Source organism: Nitrospirales bacterium (assembly GCA_031315865.1).
Classification (GTDB): domain Bacteria; phylum Nitrospirota; class Nitrospiria; order Nitrospirales; family UBA8639; genus JAGQKC01.
In genome coordinates, this window is record JALDRJ010000002.1 from 3,388,053 (window position 1) to 3,411,195 (window position 23,143).

Below are 23,143 nucleotides of genomic sequence, written 5' to 3' on the forward strand. Positions count from 1 at the left end.
TTCACTTATGCCCTGTTTGACTTCTCAATCTGTTTCTCCGGTGGTTTTCGCTATCCTTATTTTTAGTTTCTGCGTCTTGGAATTTCTCACGCCTTCGAAGTCCTTAGGGAAACCCTACTTTGAAGATGGATTTCTAGGGCTTACGCAAGCTGAGTTGCACCAAAAACTCGGACAACCGATGGCTGTGAGGTCTCGAAAAGCCGCCTTACGCGTGTTTAGCTATTACACCTTTCAAGACTGGAAAAAATATTTCAGTAAGCTCGTCTCTCCGGAAAATGGTGAAGATGTCTACACCTACAAACGAGACAATGTTCAAGTCCGGTATTCATTCGTTTACATTCCAGACCTCAATGAAGATAAAGATTTTCCAACACTGTATGTCAGACGTATTGAAATTGAATTTACCCCCGCCATTCCTCTGAATCAAATTCCATCCTTGGTTCCTGAATTCGTTCCGCCGACAGATGCCGGAGCTTCTGCATTTCGCTCCAATCTCTGGGTGCTCATTTTTAAAGGCTCCCCTTCGAAAGAAGCATCATTTATCGTGAAAGAGCGCGGAAAAGAAAATTTACCTTGGTCTCTGGCCTATCAGATGTTTGCCCTCGACGGCCTCCCTAATCATTTGACGCTTGACGCTCCGATCGACCGTATGGAGATTACCGCCCAAAGTCTTGAAATCGTGAGAACCAACCAACGACTCACTCATGAACCGATCGTCAATCCCTACTCTCAAGAGTTCCCCAAACACCCTCCGCCACCAGACACACAACAAAAAAGCATTCCACGTCCGCAGTATGCTGATTAGACGCTTTGCAAGCATTATCACGTAATTATTTAAGCAAACCGTACGTCATCTTCTCCACTTAAGAGAAGATAGGTTTCTCCCCATTGATTCGGACTCTTAAGGTCCCACGGTTCACTGGAATCTTCAGCCTTCAGTCGAACGCCATGGATTCCTCCATAGATGAGTATTGCGACCCCGGAGCCAGAATCCTCGACCTTCTGAGCGTAAGCGTCGCATGTTGCTTGCTCATCATTGTTCCCCCATCCCGTAATTGTATACCATTCTCCTATTGACGAACGATCATAGATTCGTACGTGCGAAACGAGTCGAGGGGCAGAGACTTCCTTGAATCTCAGGAACACAGAGTTCTCGACGTTTAAATTATCCTCGACTTCCACGAACATGCGCATCATCCTTTCTTGACCCTCTAAATTCTGGACTGATAATATCTATCACTGGCTGTAAATATGAACATACCATAATTCTAGCCAGTTGATTTTTTGCATGTTTGCCTGACGCTCTCGCTTGATAGATCAACTTGTCAAATCACCACGTTCATTCAGAATCCAACCCTGTTCCGTTTCCCTGCCGCCGACCCGTTCGCGTCGCTGTATACGTCGGATTAACGGCTTTTTTGCTTTGGATGTTGGGCTGGGGAATTCTCCCACCCCTCTTAGACCCGACCTTCGAAAAACACATTCAAGAAAAAAACGTCATGGTAGGGATGACTCGTGACCAAGTCATGAAGGCGTGGGGATCACCCTATCAGATGAACGTGAGCTATACCGACAAAGGCATTCGGCGCGAAGAATGGGTCTATGAAGACTGGCTGGACGCCGGTACGGTCACCCATCGATACCTCTATTTTGAGGAAAATCGGCTCGTGGGGGGATGGAAGTAAGAGCCAAGAATTACTTTTGTCTAATCATGGCGTTTCCGTGATTTGCGCTCGCCGCTCACGGCCAACTCCCCCACTAATAATGAGCACTCGCTTCCACTCCCGAATTTGATAAACGGCCCATGCGTTTGGGCGTCCCTTGTAATACGCATCAGCGTCCTCACCTTTGGCTTGTAGGTAAGTTGGTTCCGTAAACCCTTCATCTAACACGTATTCCATTAAATTATCTGTCGTCACTCCACTTCCCTTGAGCGAGACATCCGATAAAAATTGAAAAATGTCGTCTGGATTGCCCAAATTTACAGTTTCCATATGCTTACAGCTTCCTCAAGAGTGTGGTATCCTATAAAAGAGATTACCGCAACTAATATTTCGTGATAAAAGGTTCATGCCAAGCATTCGTTGTAGCTTGCCTTTCGCTGTCTTTACCCCAGCTCATTTGTATTAACTGAGAAGAAATCCCATGCGCACTCTTTCCCCTGATCAGTTTCGTGAGAAGTTGTTCGATGTGCTTCGTCGAAAACGACATTGGGCCGATTCGTATTTTAATGGGAATACCATCACGATGGAACATCTTCACCGATTATACCATCAAGAATATGTTGTCTACATTCGCGATTTTGCCGTGTTACTCGCACGTATCCTTGGGAAGAATCCCCCTTGGGAAGTTCGACGACGACTCGCGACAACAATCTACGAAGAAGAAACAGGGGGGTTATCCTTCCATCAGCCACATCAAGAGCTCTTTCTCCAAATGATGATCGGACTAGGGTTTGACCGATCGGGCTTCCGCGATGTCACACTTCTTTCCAGTAGCCGTACGTACCGAGAGTGGCTTGATCATCTTTGTCAAGAAGATGACTGGCTTGTGGGCGCTACTGTACTTACCGTATTTGTCGAAGGCACGTCGATGGATCCTGAAGACGTGATGTACCCGAAGGGGCCAAAATCATCGGCAGAAATTGAAGACATCATCATGAAACATCCGTTGGTCCAATATCAAGGGGTGTCTCCCAAGTACATGGATTATATCCGCGTCCAACAGATTGTGGAACCAGTGAATCGGCGTGCGATCTATGACATGATCATTCATCACGCTATCGAAGCCGATCAACAACAATCTGTCTTGCAGCAGATGGAAGAAACACTCCAACAATGGTCACGATATCAGGATGGGATTGCTCGGGCCTGTGGCCTTCGTCAATAAGACTGCCCTCCTTGCCATCGTGACGCCTAGGTTTGACTACCCTGCCACTGTTTACGTTTCTTCCAAATAGTTTCCTTATCTCGTCAATCCTGTTCCCTGATCCGTGCACCAATGATATTCCCGAAGAATGAGATCATGAAGAGAGGCTCCTCTCGAGCAGGTGACGTAGAATAGGTGCATTGGCAGGGGGAAATTGGTAAGCCTTGAGGTCTTCTTTTTTGACCCAATCAAACGTAAAGCAATCCACGGCCTTAGGCGTTCCACAAAATGACATGCATTCAAAGACGGAGAGCTCTACGGATTTTTCAGGATACTCATACGAACAGCGCATGACAAAATGCAGTTGTTCCAAGTGAATATCTAATTCTTCAAAGACCTCGCGAACGACGCATGCTTCCAATGATTCTCCGGCCTGACATTTCCCTCCTGGAAACTCCCACAATCCGCCCATGTGAACTGAAGGGTTTCGGCGAGAAAGAAGAAAGCGATTATTTCGCCTGATGATCGCGACTCCAACTTGTATGTGAGGATTCCCCTCCATTGGCAGGAGGGTTAGGACGGCTTAAAAGGAAAGGCTTTGCAAAATTTCTGCATCGGACATAATAAACAGTATGGCTTCCTTGCGGTACAGACCATAGCTCCAAAATCCATTAACGCTTGATTAAAATCATAGCCTTTCCCTTTCGGAATAGACGCTTCTGAGATGGCCCACAATTGAGTCTTATGATTCTTTGGATCTCCCTCTCCGACAAACACTCGATATAAGACTCGCATGACATTGGTATCCAGAATCGGAGCATCTTCTTGAAAAGCGAATGAACGTACGGCACCCGCAGTATATCGACCGATTCCTTTTAACGATAGCAATTGCTCATGATCATTGGGAATTTCCCCACCGTACCGCTCGACAGTTTCACAGGCAATGCTATGTAAACGATAGGGTCGGACATTGTACCCCAATGGGTACCATGTTTCTCGCACCTGTTGCGGTTTTGCAGCGGCAAGGTCGGCCACGGTTGGATATTTTTCCAAAAATTCATGATACTTGGGTATGACCCGATCAACTTGGGTCTGTTGAAGCATCACTTCTGACACGAGAATTTTATATGGATCGTTGGTTCTGCGCCAAGGAAGGTCACGACCATATTTGTGGTACCATTTCAGTAAATGTGACTGAAATTTTCGCTTTATCCTATCATCAAGAATTTTGGGACGAGAAGAGGCTCCTGAAGATCTCACCTTTTTCTTCGATTGCCGCATGCTACAAGGCCTCCTCTTTGAAGAACACGTCGACTAGAAATCCACATGATTGTAGGGATGACACTTGTTGAATTCAAGACGGTTTCCTGGAACAATACATGTGCTCAGACGACCATCGATTCTAGACGAATCGAGACCGATCGGCCTCAGGAGGAGTTCTGCATGCTTCAAGCTTTCCCATCCATTGATATCTTCGACGGACAATGAATCGATAGATGAAATCTCTAATAGATCGTGGGATGAGTTTTCCGACATACCACAAAGCTTTTATGCCCTGTAACTCTTTTAGAACCTTTAAAGCAGCCGTCGATTTGGTATAGACCTGCCCGTGCTCAAGATACAAGAAGGTTTCAAAATCATGGATACTGAAATGATGGGTCATTAAAATCTGCTGACCAACCTCTGACTGTAAGGCTCCGAATTGAAATTTTCGCTCAGGGTCATGGCGGATGACAAAATCGACAGAAGCAATGCAGAACGTACATACTCCATCGAATAAGATCAGTCTTGGATAACGCCTCCATGAGTGCCCTTTGAGGTCTGCCATAACTACCTCCTGCATTCGGTGAATCACGGAAGTCAGTGGTATTTCAATAGAAAGTGAAATTTAGCTTCACAATATCCTATCGGGGCATAAATGCTTGAGAAGCCAACGGCAAGTCTACTGAATAAACGACGGTTACGACCGATCCTGACGTATGTCCTCGTTCTAGGCTTACTCCCTTCTCACCTTATCGCCGGGTCATCACTCGGCGTCAACATCCTCTTGGATCGAACATCGGGGAATGGAGAGAAATTGATTTATGGCTCCGCACGTCCTCTTTTTTCTCAAAACGACCAAGAAGCATTCATGACAGAACTGGAACAGACTCCTCCGGACTGGGACATGTTGCACGATCATCCAGGGGAAGAGCAAGGACATCGGCTTTTTCAATTTAATCGAAACCGGGACAAAAAAAGAGCAGGACACCCCTTACTGCAGCAGCGTGTGGCTTTTTATTGGAGTGGGATTTTACGGCAATATGTCGACGAGCTAAAGGGCTTCAGAGTTGCGATCGGTCCTATCCACACACAAACCTCCTGGGGAATCGTCAGATTTAAGCCAGTGAATATTCCCTCTGAGATGGTTGCCATACCAACTCACAAGGAAATGTCTGACGATTTACAAGAAAGGCTTACGAAAGGCTCGGAGATTGATGTTGTGATCTTGCTTACCGGACGTCTGGTACCAGATGAATCACTCATGTATGCTTTTTCTCATGAAAATTCCCATCAAGGCATGGTGCTTCCGTTTGTACGTATTGATAACATTCAGTACATTTTGCAATGACCTCTTGGGAAAGGTTTCCCGTTTCTTCTCCAACCGGCCCGACCAACTCCCTCCAGTGGACAGCGTTAAAACCGTACCCTTCATGGCTGAGTAAGCTTCTTGAGCCACTGATAATTTCTTCTTTCAAATAGTCGGTAAATTAATTAGGTACAATAGCTCACTAGACAGACAGGAATCATTTCGTTACCCTTGTGGATATCCTAGCTTTTCATCACAATACTAGCGTTCTTGGGCTGACGCGTTTCCGACAGATTTTCTAACCTTCGAATTCATAGTTACAGATAGCCCTCTCTTCTCGTCGTTATCTATTATCTTTCTTTTCCATTTTCAAATTATATTCTTAATGCCTTGAATGTGCGGGCAAGGTAAAGAATAAAACCTCTTTGCGTACTTAGGATTTTCCTCATGTGGAGGGACCCTACCATTCTTGATGTGCCTCCTTGCTACCCTGCACACATCCGCAGACAATTCTTGCGAGAACTAATGCAAAGCCTCGACACCAATCAGACACTCTCTCCACATGGGGTGGAAGGAGTAACGCTATCAAGGAGGAACCCATGCAAAGATTTTCTGCAATCACTGAAGCCTCAAACTCTGATGACACGCAGTTATCCCGATGCGGCGAAAGGATTTTAGAATCAACGATCCGAGACATTAAACGATTGGTTCAAAAAGGAGGACCGACGCCCCAAGAATATACCTCACTGAATCAAGCAATGGATAAATTAGTGTTATGCAGAAAGTCAGGCGTCCTTTCCCAGCAGCAGTTCACGAAAATTCTGCATGCCTTTGGGAATGCTTTATCGATTGAAACCATACAAGGATTCGTGTTTCAAAAGCCCCATGGCTATGCAGGTGATTTTGAGGTGATCGAGCGGATTTACAACTACTGGACAGCACCCGATCCGAATCTTAAAAACTGGGATCGATTCTTTCATTCTCACAAGGCGCCTCAAGCTGTCAGGAACCGTGTCTCATATTTTCTGGAACAAATTTGGAAAATGAAGAATCAGTTCCAAATGGAGGCGCGAGTCTTAAATGTGGGTAGTGGACCAGGACGAGATTTGTATGAAACGTTGAAAGTTATTGGTCCCTCCAATATTGTATTTGACTGCATTGACCAGGACCGTCAAGCGATCCAATATGCTGAGACACTCTGCAAAGACTTTTCAGACACGGTCAACTTCCTCCACAAAAACGTCCTTCGGTTCAATCCAACTGAAAAGTACGATCTTATCTGGTCCGCAGGATTATTTGACTATTTCAGTGATGCCCTGTTTAAGCGTGTGATTAAGCGCCTTCTACCAGGCTTGAAGAAAAACGGAAAACTGGTGATCGGGAATTTTTCAGATGACAATCCCACTCAAGGGTACATGGAACTCTTTGATTGGATCTTGATTCATCGTAGCAAGCGAAAATTGCTCGAGTTGGCGGAAGCCTGTGGTGTCAGTCCAAAGAATGTTTGGATCGAACAGGAGGCAGAAGGCGTAAACCTCTTTTTACATATTCTTAAGACGTGAGAACAGCCGCAAGGATCTTGGCCTTCGAGGATTCTCACAACTAGGTTTCAGCATTCACTATTACGCAGAACAATGATCGTATGGTCAAATTTTGCGGGTTAACAAACGTGGTCTCTTTTACTGTAGGCTTCGCAAGAGGTGCGTTGCACCTCCTGACTCTCACCCCCCTCGCATACATGAAAAAGACCTATGTAATAGAGACGCAATATCCTGACGATAAGGGAGCCGTCTGAATGTAAACTTTGTTAATTAATTAATTCTGAAGAAGTCGCATTGGCTGGCGGGGTATAGCGAATCCAAATACGTTTCAATCGATACAGACGATAATCCCCGCGCTGTACGACATTGAACCATACTGAAGTTATTGGAAACGGCTATACCTCTTGTTTTTTGACATCCTAAGCTTTCCATGTGCATATGAGCATCAGATGTCATCAATAAAGCACGATGCATTGCGTGATGATTCTTTTTCCCGAGCGACAGCTCAGCCCTAAATCTAAGCAGTTGGACACAATCCGCAATCTGTTAACTCGTGGCTGGATGAATTTCTCTAAAACATGCTGACTATACTTCACGACAACATGAAAATTTCAGCGAGAATCTGGAGCGGCAAAGTTCCTGAGATTAACCGGGAAGTGGTTATAGTTGGAAGAAAGATCACAGACAGTTCGGGGTGGACAGACAATAGGAGGTAGGATGCATTACTTATTCAAGACTTGTTGAATAGCATCACTGACCTCATTTAATCGAAATGGTTTGGGAATTCTCCCTTGAAAACCATACTCTTTGAAGTTTGAAAGAACAGGGTCATTTGAATATCCGCTGACAACGATCGCCTTGACCGAAGGATCGATCTCAAGGAGTTTTTGAATCACGATACGGCCACCCATTTCTCCAGGGATCGTCAAGTCAAGTATCACGGCATCAAAGGGGGTCCCATTCTTCTTCGCCTCACAGAACAATTCGAGTGTTTCATGGCTATTTTTGGCAGTTTGATAACCATAGCCACACACCTCGAGCATCTCGCAAAGGACTTTTCGAATTGGTGCCTCATCATCCATGACAAGGATAGTCCCCTGCCCTTGTTGAATGGGGGCGTCTCGTCTGGGTGAGATCACACGGCTCTCAATCGAGGCGGGCAACAATACCGTAAAAGTCGTTCCGATTCCCACTTCAGAATCTACAGTGAGATCTCCTCCGTGATTTTTGATGATTGAATACGAAGTCGCCAACCCAAGACCATGGCCTGAAGCTTTGGTCGTGAAATAGGGATCGAAAATTTTGCTGAGATGCATCTTGGGAATCCCGATACCCTGATCAATAAAAGAAACTTTGACCCAGTTTCCCGATGAAACTTGGCAATGGCCAGCACGCTCTTCCTCCGTCACAGTCAGATTTTGACCGAATACCGTTAACGTTCCACCACTAGGCATGGCCTGCATGGCATTGATCACTAAATTTTGAATGACCTGGCTGATTTGCCCGACATCGACATCCACAGTCCAGAGTTCTTTGACGATGTGTAATTCTGACTTGATATTCGATCCCGTAAGGACAAAATGCGTATTTTCTTCAACGATTTGACTCAAGGAGGCAGGCTTGCGAATCGGCGTTCCACCTTTTGCAAAGGTTAATAATTGTTGCGTAAGGTCTTGAGCTCGCATCGAAGCCAGCTCGGCTTCATTGAGACGCTGAAACAACGGATTATCCGAGGCGATAAAGAACTTCGCCAATGACAATTGGCCTAAAATGGCGGTAAGTAAATTATTGAAGTCATGGGCCAGTCCACCCGCGAGTAACCCCAATGAATCCAGTTTACTCATTCGTAAACGCTCTTCTTCAAATTGTTTTCGGATCGTGATATCTTCAGCCATTCCCGCGACGCGAAAAATTTCCCCTGCATCATTGGTTATGGGGAATGCACGATTATGGATCCATCGTACATTCCCGTCATGATGAAGAACACGATATTCAATATCGAGGGTTCCATTCACAACCTTCTCAAAAAACGTTTTTTCGATTTTGGTTCGATCTTCAGGATGAATTGTACTGAGCCAGGCACGAGAATTTTCCAATAATTGAAGGGAACAAGCCCCCCAGGATTTTTCGTAGGCAGGACTGACATAAAGAAATTTTTCGGTCCTGGCATCGACTAGCCAAAACACATCGGTAATGGATTCGGCAAGCTGCCGAAAACGTTCTTCACTTTCCCGAAGAGCACATTCTGCAGATTTTTTTTGGGTAAGGTCTCTCGTGATAATCAGGACGGTTTTTACTCTGCCCGTTCTGCCGAATTCCGGTATGAAGCGCGATTCAAAGATTTTTTGATCATTGTTCAAAAAGCACGAAAATTCAAGCAAAGAAGGCGTTTCCTCAAACCGAACTCGCGCGCACGCTTTCGACCATGCGTTCGAGAGCGCGTCAGGCATTTCTAACTCTTCTAAAGTTTTCCCGAGGTACGACTCAGGATTCATTGGGTGACAAAAATCAAGCCAACGATTGAGGTATAACACTCGCCCTTGCCCATCAAGACGGGCAATGATATCTGGGTGGTGTGTAGTCAGCGCACGGGTTTCCTCATCCCAACGAGATAGTTCATCCTCAAGACGTTTCTTTTCCGTCACATCGTGAAAAACCCCAACAAGATTTACTGAGACTCCATCTGCCTCTCGTACAATGCTGGCCACATCACGAATCCATACCATCCTTCCGTCATTTGAGAGTATTCGATACTCCATTTGCACTGGTTCATGAGACTCAAGTCTCTCTCGATGTTCATTCCCTACTCGTTCTCGATCATCCGGATGAATATGTTTCAGAAAAAGATTTGGATTGTTAATCCATTCTGATGGATGGAAACCCAAGACCGTCTCCAATTGAGGGCTCACATAGTTGAATGCAATTTTTCCCCATTCTATGCGGGCGGTGTAGGTGATAGCGGGAATTTGCTCGACGAGCAGACGATATTGATCCTTCGATAATGTCGTAAGGCTATTCATTCGAAGAAAGACTTATCTAGGCTATTCACGGGTAGCAAGAAATGAAGAAGATGGCTGCGCCTGGCTATGGCTGTCTTCTAGAGCGCGCGCTGGAGGTCGTGGGGCTTCGGGAATGCAGCTTCCCTTTAAATGCTTCTTCGCAGGCAGACTCAAGAGAGACAGCATGATGGTCTCGGAAGTACCGTATCCTTGAATGTATCCTCCATACGATTGGATAATATCTTGGGCGATACGAATGCTTTCATCATTATGAGCACATTGTTCTAACTCTTTATAGAATGTCCTAGGAGAGCCAAGTGAGGCGCATAAGACTTCATGTACAGATGGTTGAACTGGCCGATTTGAGACTTCGAGTTGGACCCATGGATCATTCGTCGAACTCCGAATCATTCTCGTCGTGATACAAAGAGTTTTATCATGATGCCCCACAGGATGAAGGTGAAAGAGCAAAAGATTAAAGAGCACCTGACGGATGTCTTGCCTCTTAAACATCAAGCTCGGCAGGTTCGGTTCTAATTTTTGCTCTATTTTGATATCGTGAAAAATCGGATTACGAGATATATAACAAAGGCACGATTCAATAAGTTCGTTGAGGTTCTCTGGAGTCCATCGCCGTGACGGCTCATTAGACACATAGTCGCGAATCTCTTTCGTTAACTGCTCGATTCGTTGAACATCGGTCGATAGCACGGATTTCAAGCGCTCCAAAAACTTTTCATCATTCTTCCGCATATAGGCCAATTGCATAAAGGCCTTGATGGAAGCTTGTGGCTGCGCAAGTTCCTGCGTAAGTCCCATGGACATGGTTTCTAAGGATCGCAAACGATCGATATGCCGGATCGTCTCTTGAGAACGGATGACTTCTTCACGTAGCAAAGCGTTTTCTAGCGCTAAAGCCGCTTCACGCACGAGTGTGGCAACAAACCTCGAGGTCTCATCCTCCATGGGGCTTTGCACATACGGAGAAATCATGCAAAACCCGATCAACTGATTCTTTTGAATGAAAGGAAAGCAAGCCTCAGACCGTAATTTCTCCATATCTTGCAATATTGCCTGCTTCCACTGATCAGGAAAGGCCTGCTTAAGCTCATGACAGACGACACAAGATTGGACGATGGCTAAATAACGAGGGAGAGCATCAGTCACTCCAAAAGTGTGGTCGACAGGACTGTCATAAGACTTGCCAAAATCCGATACTTGGACGTACTGGTTCTTGTCCTTGTTTAAGACAAAGAGGATCACTGTTTGCGCTTGTATGCCTTTGCCCAAAGAGACAACGATCTCTTTTCCCAATGCGCCTACGTCGTGAAGCGTAGAGATGTTCGTAGAAAATTGAGACAAGGTTTTCAGGCTTGCGTCCCGCCCTTTCAGGATTGAAGAGGCAATGGACCGGCTAGTGCCAAGACGCATTTGATACGCACCGGCGACCGTCAGGAGATGGACAAATAATTGAACCATGGAATACCGATAGCTAATGGTCCCAAAAACCGACTTTTGAGCAAGTAGTAATACCGGATATGCAGGCTGAGAAATAAGGAACAGGACAGCGAGGTAACTCAGGCCTCTTTCTACGAACACAGAAAAGTCCATCAAATGATAGCGTAGGAGTGTATAGGCCACGAGAGAGATATGGAAGGTAAAAAGTATCGTTCCATAGGGAAGGACTTCTATCCCGTACCATAGCGGAAAATTTGTTGAACCGCCTATAAATCCAACACTGGAGGCAACAAGAAGGTAGAGATATTGCTGTTGCTGTCCCCTCCCTCCCGTAAGATAGGTCTTGACTAATAGATAATGCGCATAGATCACGATGCCTATCCACCAAATCAGGAAGAAATGAAAAAAGATTCCTGGTACTGGCCAAAACGTAAAAAAATTATTGGGCTGAACATCAGCGACAAAAAGTGGAGTCAGATTCGACAAGAGGAACAGTCCTCCAACGATATAATTCTTCTGCAAAATCCCCCACTTGCTTACAGCTTCATCACGCAGCGTCATGATGTGATGAAGAAAAGTAACGGGAATAAAAATGGCGCCTACCATAAGAAGGCGAACGAAGAAGAGTGCAAGTTGATGAGACTCGGAGAGTTGCCAGAAAAAATACCCAAAGCTCCAAAGGCCTGTGGTTAGTCCAAACAAGACATAGGTCCGGTGCCTGGGATTTTGAGGAGAATGGAAATAGACAAGAAGAGTTAACCCGATAGCCGCTATTCCATTTAACAGTCCGCTGATGGCAAAAAAATTCACAACGACTTCAATCCTCAAAGCGGATCTTGATGAAATCTTTACATCTTTGCTAAAGGACCCGGCTTCTGTTCTACAGTTTTAGAGGGACAGAATGAAACAGTACGTAAAATCTAGAAGAAGGTCAAGTTTTTGAATAACTTTAGAGAAAGAAAAGTGTGACGAATCATCAATTTTAGTCGAATAGCCATAGACGCCAAGATACAGGCTTTAGTGTCTTCCCCCATCAATAACCCACGTAGTTCGCTTATTATAACAGAAGCAGCCTGGAAGATGAATCTTAAGAGTGAAAATCCAAGAGTGCGGAGGACGGGGCGTATCGTTAGGGTGAATGGCCTCTTTCTCTTTTTGGCAGAGATCCTTCAAACATGATACGTGCTTAAAATATGTGGCAGTTCACGTAAATGACTGATTTTTACGATGTGCTGTGGCAATTTGTTCTTCTCGCACAATAAAACAGCCTTGAGCCCGGACTTCGTCGCCCCCTCCCAATCCTCAGTCAGACTATCGCCGACGTGCAGGGCTTCATGAGGCTCAACAGCATGTTCGTCCAATGCATACTGAAAGATTTCCCGAGATGGTTTCACTGCCTGGACGAGGCTAGAAATCGTGATGGTATCAAAATAATTGGAGAGCGAGAGATCATTGAGAATCTGAAACAAGCGCGTATCGAAATTTGAAATAATGCCTAATTCAAACTGCTGTTCTTTTAACTCTGTTAGGAGCGGTATGAGTTCAGGTTGAATCTCCCAATGTTCTGCACGACCAAATGCCTCAAACACTTCGTCAAAATATTCATCAAACCCCTCAAACATTCCGACTCGGTAAAATACTGCGTGGACAATGTCAAACCACCATAAGCGTTCACATTGCTTCAATTTTTCAGGTTGGGAAACGGCGAATATCGGAGGAGGGGCCTGTTGGAATGCATATGAAAAAGCGGAATTGATGGAAGATCTAAGTGAAAGAGATTCCTGCAAACCGTACTTTTTAGCGTACTTAAGATACACATCTGCGACTGATCCCTTAATATGAAAAAGTGTTCCAGCTGCGTCAAAGAAGATGACTTTCAGGAAAGAATGTTTGACGTCAAGCGTACCCATGACCTGCCTTTTTTAAAGTCAGGGACGGTACGGAAAGAAAACTGGCAGGGTTAATCTCGAAAATTAGAGTCAGAAACACGATAGTGGGAACAGTTGATCATTTTCCCTTTTTCGTCCTTCGGTCACGCTCCAGTGCTTTGAGACGATTCTTGTTTTTACGGTGTTTTTTTCGAAGATCACGATCTTTCTCTCGTCCTCTTGGCATGAATATTTCTCCTCTGATGAATGTGAAAACTGTAACACTATAGTCTTTTAGCACATCGCTGCCAAACCCAACAAGTATCAGGCATTTCAGTTGAAGCCCTGCTGGGTGCGTGATAAAATCTGGCTCTTCAACCGATTAGCTCTTGATTCACATGCCCCAACAACAACTCAATAAAACATACGATCCGCAAAGCGTCGAAGAGCACTGGGGAAACTACTGGCTCCGTGAAAAACTCTTTACTCCAAGGCTGAAGGAATCGTCTCAAGCCTATTCCATTGTCATCCCCCCACCCAACGTTACCGGAGCTCTCCATATCGGACACGCATTAAATAGCACCCTACAAGATATCTTAATTCGTTGGAAGCGAATGCAAGGATATCAAACCCTCTGGGTGCCTGGAACGGACCATGCGGGCATCGCCACACAAAATGTCGTTGAGCGCCAACTGATGGCAGAAGGCAGCTCTCGAGACAAGATTGGTCGACAAGCGTTTATTGAACGCGTCTGGAAATGGCGTGAACAGTCAGGTGATACCATTCTTACGCAACTGAAACAATTAGGAGCGTCGTGCGATTGGAGCAAGCAACGATTTACGTTGGACGAAGGATTATCTAAAGCTGTCCTTGAAGTTTTCGCGTCATTGTATGAAGAGGGATTGATTTATCGAGGTGAGCGACTTATCAACTGGTGCCCCAGGTGTTTCACCGCACTCTCTGATGTCGAAGTAGAGCATGAGTCGACAAAAGGCAAACTCTATGAGATCCAATATCCCATCGAAGACGAAACAGATGCCTACTTAACGATCGCCACCACTCGACCCGAAACCATGCTCGGCGACACGGCTGTCGCCGTTCACCCGGATGACCCTCGATATAACCGCTTCATCGGAAAGAATGTTTGCCTACCACTGACTCATCGAACGATCCCTGTCGTGGGGGACTCAATACTGGTTGATCGAGAATTCGGGACAGGCGCCGTAAAAATCACTCCGGCCTGCGACTTTAATGATGAAGAGGCAGGAAAACGCCTCGGACTTCCATCAAAACCCATATTTGACTATCGCGCAAGGATTGATACGAGCCTCTTTGCTGATCAGGACATCGACCCGCAACTCAAAGAGCGCATTCATCAAAAATCTGAGCAGGATGCCCGAAGCCTCATCGTTGAAGCCCTCCAGGACAAAGGGTTGCTGGCAAAAATCGACGACCATTCAATGGCTATTGGCAAGTGCTACCGGTGCAAAACGGTGATCCTTCCCTACCTTTCCCCACAATGGTTCGTCAAAATTCAGCCCCTCGCTGACCCTGCCATTGCGGCCGTGGAGTCGGGAGACATTCGGATCATTCCCGATGAGTGGAAAAATAACTACCTGGGATGGATGCGGAATGTAAAAGACTGGTGTATTTCACGGCAAATCTGGTGGGGCCACCAAATCCCCGCATGGTACTGCAAGACCTGCAACAACGAACATCTTCTTTTTTCCAACAACGAGAGCAAGGGGCAGAACGCCAACGAACAGGAAACCACAGAGACGGTCCGATCATGTTTCATCAGTCCCGATGCTATCCCCATCATCTCCAGAACTCCTCCTACGGCATGTCCTGTCTGCGGAAACAAAGACCTCATCCAAGATCCGGACGTGCTCGATACGTGGTTTTCTTCCGCTCTATGGCCTTTTTCAACATTGGGTTGGCCGGAAGAAACGCAAGACCTTAAGACTTTTTACCCGACTTCGACGCTGGTGACCGGATTGGACATCTTGTTCTTTTGGGTGGCACGCATGATTATGATGGGCCTTAAATTCACGGGAAAACCGCCATTCAGAGATGTCTACATTCACGCTCTGGTGCGGGATGCCGAAGGGCAGAAGATGAGTAAGTCGAAAGGCAATGTCATCGATCCTTTAACAAAAATGCGGGAATATGGCACCGATGCGTTACGCTTCACCCTGGCCTCGATGGCTTCGCCGGGAAGAGATATCAAGCTCGCCGAAGGGCGTATAGAAGGGTACAGGAATTTTGTCACGAAAATATGGAATGCAGCCCGATTTATCGCCCTGCATGGCGAAGGCGAGCAAAAAGTCCTTCCCGTGCGTGAGCGGTCATACGCTGATCGCTGGATTTTGAGTCGATTGAATCAGGCCATCACTCGTTGCACGGAGTCGTTAGAGGAGTATCGATTCGACCTGGCCACCTCGTCTGTCTATCAATTCCTCTGGCGCGAATACTGTGATTGGTATATTGAACTGATAAAACCCGTGTTCCAGGACCAGGATTCGCCTGAAGCTCAGTCAACTCGTCATACGCTCTTTGAATCATTTGATGTTATTCAACGCCTCCTTCATCCATTTATGCCATTTTTGAGCGAAGAAATCTGGCAGGCCTTCCCGCATTCTGGAAAATCCATCGTGACACAGCCCTTCCCTGTCGCAGACGAAGAGTGGAATGCCGCGGATGTTGAAAAAACCTTCGAGACTTTTGAACAATTCGTGGTAACGGCGCGGACAAGCCGCGCGCTCCTGAATTGCTCTCCGACTCAAAGCATGATGTTTTGGGGAACCGCGGCCAACCAGGAAGAACGCGCGTCACTCTCGAACCTCTCCCCCTACCTCCCCCACATGGTGCGAGGATCGGTAACGCTCACTGAGGAGGATGACTGGTCGAAGGAAAACATCCTCCGACTTGTCGTCGGTTCCGTAACGGTCGGGTCAGAAATCAATCATGAAATTGACGTGCAACAGGTCGTTGAGCGAATACGGAAACAGATGCAGGAAAAGCAAAAAGAAGCTGCCCGCCTTGAAAAACGTCTCGCCTCCACAGACTTTGTCGCGAAAGCTGAAGCAAGCGTGATTCAAGAATCCAAGAATCGCCTCACACTGCTTTCTCAAGAGCTCGCCTTGCTGGAGAGCAGTGACCACCAACTTTCCACCCGGCTCTCAAAGTCCTGAACTCGCGAGCGTTGACATGAAAAACGGGCAATCTGGACTGAAGGCACTGATACGTATCGCCCTTGAAGAAGATCATGTCGCGAATGATATCACCACACGCCTTCTGTTCCCGGACCCCGTTCCTGCCGCCGCCAGTATCATCGCCAAGGAAGACATGGTCCTGGCGGGAATAGATGTGGCTCGACAGGTATTCAAGCAAGTCGACCGTCGATTACGCTTTTCTCGATCCTGCCGTGATGGCGATTCTGTCAAGGCCGGGACCACGTGTTGCACCATACGTGGTGACGCCCGTTCACTCCTCAGCGCTGAGCGAGTTGCCTTAAATTTCCTTCAGCATCTTTCAGGTATCGCTTCCCTCACTCACCAATTTCAGCGGCACATGAGAGGAAGAAACACTCAAATACTCGATACCCGAAAGACCACGCCAGGCCTTCGGATGTTACAGAAAATGGCCGTGAAACTTGGAGGGGGCCGCAATCACCGCATGTCGCTCAAGGACGGCATTCTGATAAAGGACAATCATCTGGCGATACTGAAGTCGCTAGGCATTGATATCACAGAAGCCTGCCGAAAGGTTAAGAAGCGCTCACACTTGAAAATCTGCGTAGAGACTGAATCCTTACCCCAGGTTGAAGCTGCGGTTAAAGGAGGGGCCGACATTATCATGCTTGATAATATGTCTCCGCGCATGCTTCGCAAGGCAATTCGGCTTATCAATGGACGAGCTCTGACTGAAATCTCCGGGGGAGTCACCCTCAAAAATATCGCAACTATTGCTCGAGTTGGCGCTGATTTCATTTCAATCGGCGCTTTGACGCATTCAGCTAGAGCCATGGACTTAAGCCTTGCCCTTGATCCATTACCGTCCGGTCGTTAATCAAAGTCTGGCGATTGAATGGAGCAATATCCGTTGCGCGATGATCTGATTCGGTCATATGACACCTTCTCGCTACAACTTCCGACCAAGAATATTGGTCATCCACTCGTCTTTTTTGAGTCTTGCCTCTCAACTAATACTGCATGTTTTCAGGAAGCCGAACGTGGAGCCTCTCACGGAACTCTGGTCTTGGCCGATAGCCAAACGTCTGGAAGAGGCAGAAAAGGTCGAGCCTGGTATTCCCCTAGAGGGAAAAATCTGTATTTCTCCATCCTATTAACCCAACTTCCAGTACAATCCGGCATCTCGTGGATCCCATTAGTAACAGGACTCGCGCTAACGGAAACCTTAGAGAAAATCACAAGCTTAGCATTTTCCCTGAAATGGCCGAATGATATTCTTTTCAAGAACAAAAAAATGGCAGGCATTCTTTGCGAATGCAAACAAGCGGGGAAAGCCGGCTCTGCTTGCGTGGTGGGCGTCGGCATAAACATTAACAGCACCTATGGGGACTTCTCCCCTGACTTGTCAGAGATAGCGACGTCACTATTCATTGAGTGTCAGTTTCCATTCAATCGATCGGTTGTTCTCACTTCGTTTTTGGAAAAATTTGAGTCCTATTACGAAAACTTACTGAAATCCGGCGCTCATAGCATGAAAATCCCCTACACTAGACGTTGCTCAACCATCGGACGACAGATTCGGATAGAACTTATGACAGGAGAATCCATACAAGGAATTGCGGTCGGCATAGGGGATGAAGGAGAATTGCTGGTATCGGAGTCCGAAAAATCTTCTGAAAGCTTAGTAGTGAAAGTACGAGAAGGGGACGTCATACATTTACGATAAGCATGTAACCTGCTCGAAACAAGCCTCAAAGTACTTTCATGGTATAAACGCTTAAGAGTCTCACGATGTTACTGGCGATTGATATTGGCAACACCCATATCGTTGGGGGAATTTTCGAGAATGATCACTTGCGAGCAAGCTGGCGATTGGCCACTGATCACACAAAAACCTCTGATGAATATGGCATTCTGTCCCTAGCCCTCCTCAACTCTCACCGGATAGCCCAATCGAATATCACGGGCTGTATCATCTCGAGTGTCGTGCCTCCTCTGACCATCGTCTTTGAAACGATGGTGCAAACGTACTTCGGACAGCATGCCCTTGTCGTGAATAGCCAAAGTCCGTTGGGTTTAACCTTGCGCTACCAACATCCCGAAGAAATCGGGACCGATCGACTGGTCAATGCGGCCGCAGCCTTTGCCCGATTCAAAAAAGGATTGATTATCGTTGACTTTGGAACGGCCACCACCTTTTGTACCATTACCGCCTCTGGTGAATACTTAGGTGGCGCGATCGCTCCAGGACTCAAGAGTGCGGCAGATTCCTTCCATGAACGAACCGCACAACTTCCGAGCGTTGACCTCATCCTGCCTCCCTCAGTGATCGGTACCAATACGATTTCCAGCATGCAGTCTGGCCTTGTGTTTGGGTACGCCGGCCTTGTTGACGGGCTCGTGACGAGAATTCAGACTGAGATTGCTCAACCCATGCATGTCATCGCGACGGGAGGCCTGGCAAACATCATTCAGGATATTTCTCGAACCATCGATGAAATTAGACCTCACCTTACCCTAGAAGGGTTGGAGCTTCTCTATCGAAGGATGACGACCCAATATTCGGCCTAGTCTGTGGATAACTCGCCTGGCTTCTCTTTTTCTTCAATATAGCCGCTCCTAATAACTTCCGTCTGGTTCAACGTCATACCGCGCGGGGTTTGCCGTAATTTTGATTGGAACGTATTTAGACTCGCTATATTCATTAAAATTCAAGAATTTTCCTTTCATGGGTTGACTTCGTCCATTTCCATGTCTATCTGGATGGCACGCAAATCTGTCTAAAGAAACGCCTGGACAAATTGAAGGAAAAACAAGAATTTCTATGAGTCGGGACGAACAGATGAAAAAACCAAAGCCTAGAGCAGACAAAGGAATTGATTCCGATTCTGCTGATGAATCTAGAGTGGATCAAGAGCCAGATGAAATAGGTGAATCCACCCATCTTGACTCTCTACGCCATGACCTTGAAGTCAAGACTGAAGAATCACGAACCTCTCAAGATAAGTATTTAAGACTAGCGGCAGAATTTGAGAATTACAAACGACGGGCACAGAGAGATCAAGCTGATGCGATTAAATTCGCGAATGAAAAACTTATAAAAGACTTATTGCCCACTCTGGACAATCTCGAACGAGCGATTCAATCGGCAGAAGAGCAAAAAGCTATTGGGCCACTGTTGGAAGGCGTGGCCTTGACCTACAAACAGCTCCTGGAATCCTTGACGAAAATTGGTCTTCAACAGGTATCCAGCCTGGGAGAGGCATTCGACCCGGCTAAACATCAGGCTGTAGCCCAAGTCGAATCAGATTCGGCCCCACCCAATACCGTCGTTGAAGAATATCAAAAGGGCTATTTTTTACACGATCGCATCGTTCGCCCAGCTATGGTGACCGTCGCCAAACAATCCACGGAACATGAAACAGATATTCACAGTGAATAAAGCTTGACCGTAAGGAGGATACGCGCATGAGTAAGATTATCGGGATCGATTTGGGAACAACAAATTCTTGCGTCGCAGTAATGAGTGGAGGCGACCCTAACGTTATTGCCAACTCTGAAGGAGGGCGTACGACACCTTCGGTCGTTGCCGTCAATGACAAAGGTGAACGATTAGTCGGGCAAATCGCCAAACGTCAGGCTATCACAAATCCAGAAAATACGATTTTTTCCGTCAAAAGGCTGATGGGCAGAAAGTTCAACTCTCCCGAAGTACAGGACGCGATTAAACGGCTTCCGTACAAGATTACTGAATCCCCAAATGGAGATGCGCAAGTCGACATTCGGGGCAAACACTATAGTCCGCCAGAAGTTTCCGCCATGATTCTCCAAAAAATGAAGCAAACCGCTGAAGATTACCTTGGCGAAAAGGTAACGGATGCCGTCATTACCGTTCCAGCGTATTTTGATGACAGTCAGCGCCAAGCGACGAAGGACGCAGGGCAAATCGCAGGGTTAAATGTTCTTCGCATCATTAACGAGCCGACGGCTGCTTCGTTAGCCTATGGTCTCGACAAGAAAAAGGATGAACGGATTGTCGTCTACGATCTTGGCGGCGGCACATTTGACGTTTCGATCCTAGAGATCGGCGATGGCGTGTTCGAAGTGAAATCCACCAATGGTGATACCTTCTTAGGGGGAGATGACTTTGACCTTCGTATCATCGACTGGCTTGTCGAAGAATTTAAGAAAGACCAGGGGATTGACCTTCAAAAGGACAGAATGGCGCTCCAACGTTTGAAGGAAGCGGCAGAACGGGCCAAAATCGAGCTTTCATCCTCACAAGAAACCGAAGTGAACCTTCCCTTTATCACGGCGGATGCGAGCGGGCCCAAACACTTAGTCCTAAAATTGACACGGGCTAAACTTGAGCAATTAGTCGATGATTTAATTTCTCGCACCATCGAGCCCTGTAAAAAGGCTTTGAGCGATGCCGGTCTGACTGCGAGTGAAATCAATGAGATCGTTCTTGTTGGCGGGATGACAAGAATGCCCAAAGTGATCCAGAGGGTTAAGGAATTTTTTGGAAAGGAGCCCCATAAGGGCGTGAACCCAGATGAAGTCGTCGCTATCGGGGCCGCTATTCAAGGTGGCGTGCTCAAAGGTGACGTGAAAGACGTCCTGCTCCTGGATGTCACACCGTTGTCCTTGGGCATTGAAACACTCGGTGGAGTCTTTACGCGTCTGATCGATAGAAATACGACGATTCCCACGAAGAAAAGCCAGATATTCTCCACTGCCGCTGACAATCAAACTGCTGTCACGATCAGGGTTTTTCAGGGTGAGCGTGAAATGGCCAACGACAATAAGCTCTTGGGACAATTTGACCTGGTCGGCATTCCTGCCGCGCCAAGAGGACTTCCTCAGATTGAAGTCACATTCGATATCGATGCCAATGGGATCGTCCATGTTTCGGCAAAGGACATGGCGACGCAAAAAGAGCAATCGATCAAGATTACAGCCTCAAGCGGTTTGAGCAAAGAAGAAGTTGATCAACTCGTAAAAGATGCAGAAGCCCATACCGAGGAAGATAAAAAGAAGCGCGAACTTGTGGAGTTGAAGAATCAAGCCGATACCCTCATCTACAGTACTGAAAAGAACCTTTCTGAGCATGGAGACAAAGTCGCCGAAGACGAAAAAACCAAGATTACGACAGCCGTAGCTGAATTAAAAACCGCGTTAGAAGGTTCGGATGCTGAAACGATCAAAACAGCCATGCAGAACTTGACGACCGCCTCGCATAAACTCGCAGAAGAAATGTATAAAAAAGCTTCTGCTGAAGCCGCCACCGCCGGTGGACCTAACAATGCTTCAGGACAGGCCGAAAGTAGCGAGCCTTCTTCCTCCGACGAAAAGATCGTTGATGCGGAATTTGAGGAAGTCGACAAAGAAGCAAAATAGTATAGAATGAAAGAAGGGATGCGTTCATAGAAGAACAGCCTTGTATGTCATGAATCTTGACATAGAGCTTACTCAAAAATTATGGCACAGACTGGAAAACGAGATTATTATGAAGTTCTCGGCGTTGACCGTAATGCCTCGGATGATGAAATAAAGAAGGCTTTTCGCAAGCTTGCCCGGCAGTATCACCCTGATCTTCAGAGCGACCCTGTCAAAAAGAAGACTGCAGAAGAAAAATTCAAAGAATCTGGGGAGGCCTATGAGATCTTAAGCGATCCTGAGCGTCGGAGAAAGTATGATATGTTCGGGCATACTGGCGGCCCCCATGGATTCGGTGGAGCTGAAGGCTTCGACTTTGGTCGAGGATTTGATGATGTCTTTGGAGATATTTTCGAAGGCTTTTTTGGTGGAGGAAGGGGACGATCCCGGGCTGAGTCCGGTACGGATCTTCAATATAACCTGGAATTGTCATTCGAAGAGGCGGTCACAGGCAAAGAAGCGAAACTTAAAATTCCAAGATGGGAAACCTGTGACACCTGCCATGGAACAGGAGCTCGCTCTGAAAAGTCTGTCAAAACTTGCGCAACATGTCGAGGCGTCGGGCAGATTCGTCTGCAACAGGGATTTTTCACGATCAATCGGCCATGTGGAGAATGCAAGGGATCGGGAAAGATTATTTCTGACCCTTGCAAAGAATGTCGAGGGAAAAAACAGGTCTATCGAGAACGAACTCTATCTGTCACCATTCCTGCCGGAATGGAAACAGGAATGCGGTTACGACTGGCCAACGAAGGTGAACATGGATCGAATGGAGGACCTCCAGGGGATTTATACGTTGCCATCACGGTCAAACCTCACCAATACTTTTCACGAAAAGGCAATGATGTGTTATATGACTTGCCCATTCACTTCGTGACCGCTACGCTGGGCGGAAAAGTGGAGGTGCCCACCTTAAAAGGCAGTACAATGGTGAGGATTCCAGAAGGAACGCAGCCAGATAAAGTCCTTCGCCTAAAAGGTATGGGAATTCCTAGCGTGAAGAGTGGACAGCCAGGAGACCAGCTTGTCCGTATACGCATTCAAATTCCGACGAAATTGTCGCCACGTGAGCGCGAACTGCTCACTGCGTTTGCACAAGAAAGTCAAATTTCTGCCGAGCAAGGCGAAGGGGAAGGACTTTTTGACAAGGTCAAGAATCTGTTCGAGTAGCCTCTGCCTCCATTGCTAACCCCGGTGTTCCGGCTCC

The 23,143-nt window shown here is 46.7% G+C and carries 20 protein-coding genes; 12 read left to right on the forward strand and 8 right to left on the reverse strand.

The genetic code is table 11. The features are described from left to right. Positions 1-7: 7 nt before the first annotated feature. The gene (locus tag MRJ96_15360; protein MDR4502821.1) at positions 8-805 is read left to right on the forward strand and encodes a hypothetical protein; all 798 of its coding nucleotides are present in this window, start codon (positions 8-10) and stop codon (positions 803-805) included. A gap of 29 nt (positions 806-834) precedes the next feature. On the opposite strand, the gene MRJ96_15365 is transcribed toward MRJ96_15360, so the two are convergent. Next, positions 835-1,188: a hypothetical protein gene (locus MRJ96_15365; protein MDR4502822.1), complete on the reverse strand. Its 354-nt coding sequence runs from the start codon at positions 1,186-1,188 to the stop codon at positions 835-837. A 134-nt stretch (positions 1,189-1,322) separates the two neighbouring features. On the opposite strand from MRJ96_15365, the gene MRJ96_15370 reads away from it, so the two are divergent. Then, positions 1,323-1,685 carry a hypothetical protein gene (locus MRJ96_15370; GenBank protein MDR4502823.1) on the forward strand — a complete coding sequence of 121 codons (363 nt, stop codon included), beginning with the start codon at positions 1,323-1,325 and terminating at the stop codon, positions 1,683-1,685. A gap of 24 nt (positions 1,686-1,709) precedes the next feature. Here MRJ96_15370 and MRJ96_15375 read toward each other — a convergent pair whose 3' ends face one another. Further along, a complete protein-coding gene (locus MRJ96_15375; GenBank protein ID MDR4502824.1) occupies positions 1,710-1,994 on the reverse strand; it encodes a hypothetical protein in 285 nt (94 codons plus the stop codon). A 151-nt stretch (positions 1,995-2,145) separates the two neighbouring features. On the opposite strand from MRJ96_15375, the gene MRJ96_15380 reads away from it, so the two are divergent. Next, complete coding sequence (locus MRJ96_15380) at positions 2,146-2,889, forward strand: iron-containing redox enzyme family protein (GenBank protein MDR4502825.1); 744 nt, start codon at positions 2,146-2,148, stop codon at positions 2,887-2,889. A gap of 133 nt (positions 2,890-3,022) precedes the next feature. Here MRJ96_15380 and mutT read toward each other — a convergent pair whose 3' ends face one another. The 3 genes from mutT to MRJ96_15395 all read right to left on the reverse strand — a co-directional run bounded on the left by mutT (position 3,023) and on the right by MRJ96_15395 (position 4,696). Next, positions 3,023-3,430 (reverse strand): 8-oxo-dGTP diphosphatase MutT, encoded by a 408-nt coding sequence (gene mutT, locus MRJ96_15385; protein ID MDR4502826.1) that lies wholly within the window; start codon positions 3,428-3,430, stop codon positions 3,023-3,025. Between the two features lie 11 nt (positions 3,431-3,441). Next, positions 3,442-4,149, reverse strand: a complete 708-nt coding sequence (locus MRJ96_15390) for an A/G-specific adenine glycosylase (protein ID MDR4502827.1) — start codon at positions 4,147-4,149, stop codon at positions 3,442-3,444. 121 nt (positions 4,150-4,270) lie between these two features. Beyond that, entirely contained in the window at positions 4,271-4,696 is a 426-nt protein-coding gene (locus MRJ96_15395) for a DCC1-like thiol-disulfide oxidoreductase family protein (GenBank protein ID MDR4502828.1), read from the reverse strand. 90 nt (positions 4,697-4,786) lie between these two features. On the opposite strand from MRJ96_15395, the gene MRJ96_15400 reads away from it, so the two are divergent. Beyond that, on the forward strand, positions 4,787-5,479 hold the full coding sequence (locus MRJ96_15400; protein MDR4502829.1) for a hypothetical protein: 693 nt from the start codon (positions 4,787-4,789) through the stop codon (positions 5,477-5,479). Between the two features lie 557 nt (positions 5,480-6,036). After that, the gene (locus tag MRJ96_15405; protein MDR4502830.1) at positions 6,037-6,999 is read left to right on the forward strand and encodes a class I SAM-dependent methyltransferase; all 963 of its coding nucleotides are present in this window, start codon (positions 6,037-6,039) and stop codon (positions 6,997-6,999) included. Positions 7,000-7,700: 701 nt separating this feature from the next. On the opposite strand, the gene MRJ96_15410 is transcribed toward MRJ96_15405, so the two are convergent. The 3 genes from MRJ96_15410 to MRJ96_15420 form a co-directional block, all read right to left on the reverse strand. Beyond that, a complete protein-coding gene (locus MRJ96_15410; protein ID MDR4502831.1) occupies positions 7,701-9,998 on the reverse strand; it encodes a PAS domain S-box protein in 2,298 nt (765 codons plus the stop codon). 21 nt (positions 9,999-10,019) lie between these two features. Then, positions 10,020-12,245: a hypothetical protein gene (locus tag MRJ96_15415; GenBank protein ID MDR4502832.1), complete on the reverse strand. Its 2,226-nt coding sequence runs from the start codon at positions 12,243-12,245 to the stop codon at positions 10,020-10,022. Positions 12,246-12,604: 359 nt separating this feature from the next. Continuing rightward, positions 12,605-13,345, reverse strand: a complete 741-nt coding sequence (locus MRJ96_15420) for an HAD-IA family hydrolase (protein ID MDR4502833.1) — start codon at positions 13,343-13,345, stop codon at positions 12,605-12,607. Between the two features lie 356 nt (positions 13,346-13,701). Here MRJ96_15420 and MRJ96_15425 point away from each other — a divergent pair, with 356 nt between their 5' ends. The 7 genes from MRJ96_15425 to dnaJ all read left to right on the forward strand — a co-directional run bounded on the left by MRJ96_15425 (position 13,702) and on the right by dnaJ (position 23,106). Beyond that, positions 13,702-16,497 (forward strand): valine--tRNA ligase, encoded by a 2,796-nt coding sequence (locus MRJ96_15425; protein ID MDR4502834.1) that lies wholly within the window; start codon positions 13,702-13,704, stop codon positions 16,495-16,497. After that, positions 16,460-17,374: a carboxylating nicotinate-nucleotide diphosphorylase gene (nadC, locus tag MRJ96_15430; GenBank protein ID MDR4502835.1), complete on the forward strand. Its 915-nt coding sequence runs from the start codon at positions 16,460-16,462 to the stop codon at positions 17,372-17,374. The genes MRJ96_15425 and nadC overlap by 38 nt, the downstream gene beginning before the upstream one ends. Before the next feature lie 18 nt (positions 17,375-17,392). Further along, on the forward strand, positions 17,393-18,223 hold the full coding sequence (locus tag MRJ96_15435; GenBank protein MDR4502836.1) for a biotin--[acetyl-CoA-carboxylase] ligase: 831 nt from the start codon (positions 17,393-17,395) through the stop codon (positions 18,221-18,223). A 65-nt stretch (positions 18,224-18,288) separates the two neighbouring features. After that, positions 18,289-19,068 carry a type III pantothenate kinase gene (locus tag MRJ96_15440; GenBank protein ID MDR4502837.1) on the forward strand — a complete coding sequence of 260 codons (780 nt, stop codon included), beginning with the start codon at positions 18,289-18,291 and terminating at the stop codon, positions 19,066-19,068. A 271-nt stretch (positions 19,069-19,339) separates the two neighbouring features. Then, positions 19,340-19,939 (forward strand): nucleotide exchange factor GrpE, encoded by a 600-nt coding sequence (gene grpE, locus MRJ96_15445; protein ID MDR4502838.1) that lies wholly within the window; start codon positions 19,340-19,342, stop codon positions 19,937-19,939. Between the two features lie 26 nt (positions 19,940-19,965). After that, complete coding sequence (gene dnaK / locus MRJ96_15450; protein MDR4502839.1) at positions 19,966-21,897, forward strand: molecular chaperone DnaK; 1,932 nt, start codon at positions 19,966-19,968, stop codon at positions 21,895-21,897. Between the two features lie 81 nt (positions 21,898-21,978). After that, positions 21,979-23,106, forward strand: a complete 1,128-nt coding sequence (gene dnaJ / locus MRJ96_15455) for a molecular chaperone DnaJ (protein ID MDR4502840.1) — start codon at positions 21,979-21,981, stop codon at positions 23,104-23,106. Positions 23,107-23,143: the final 37 nt, after the last annotated feature.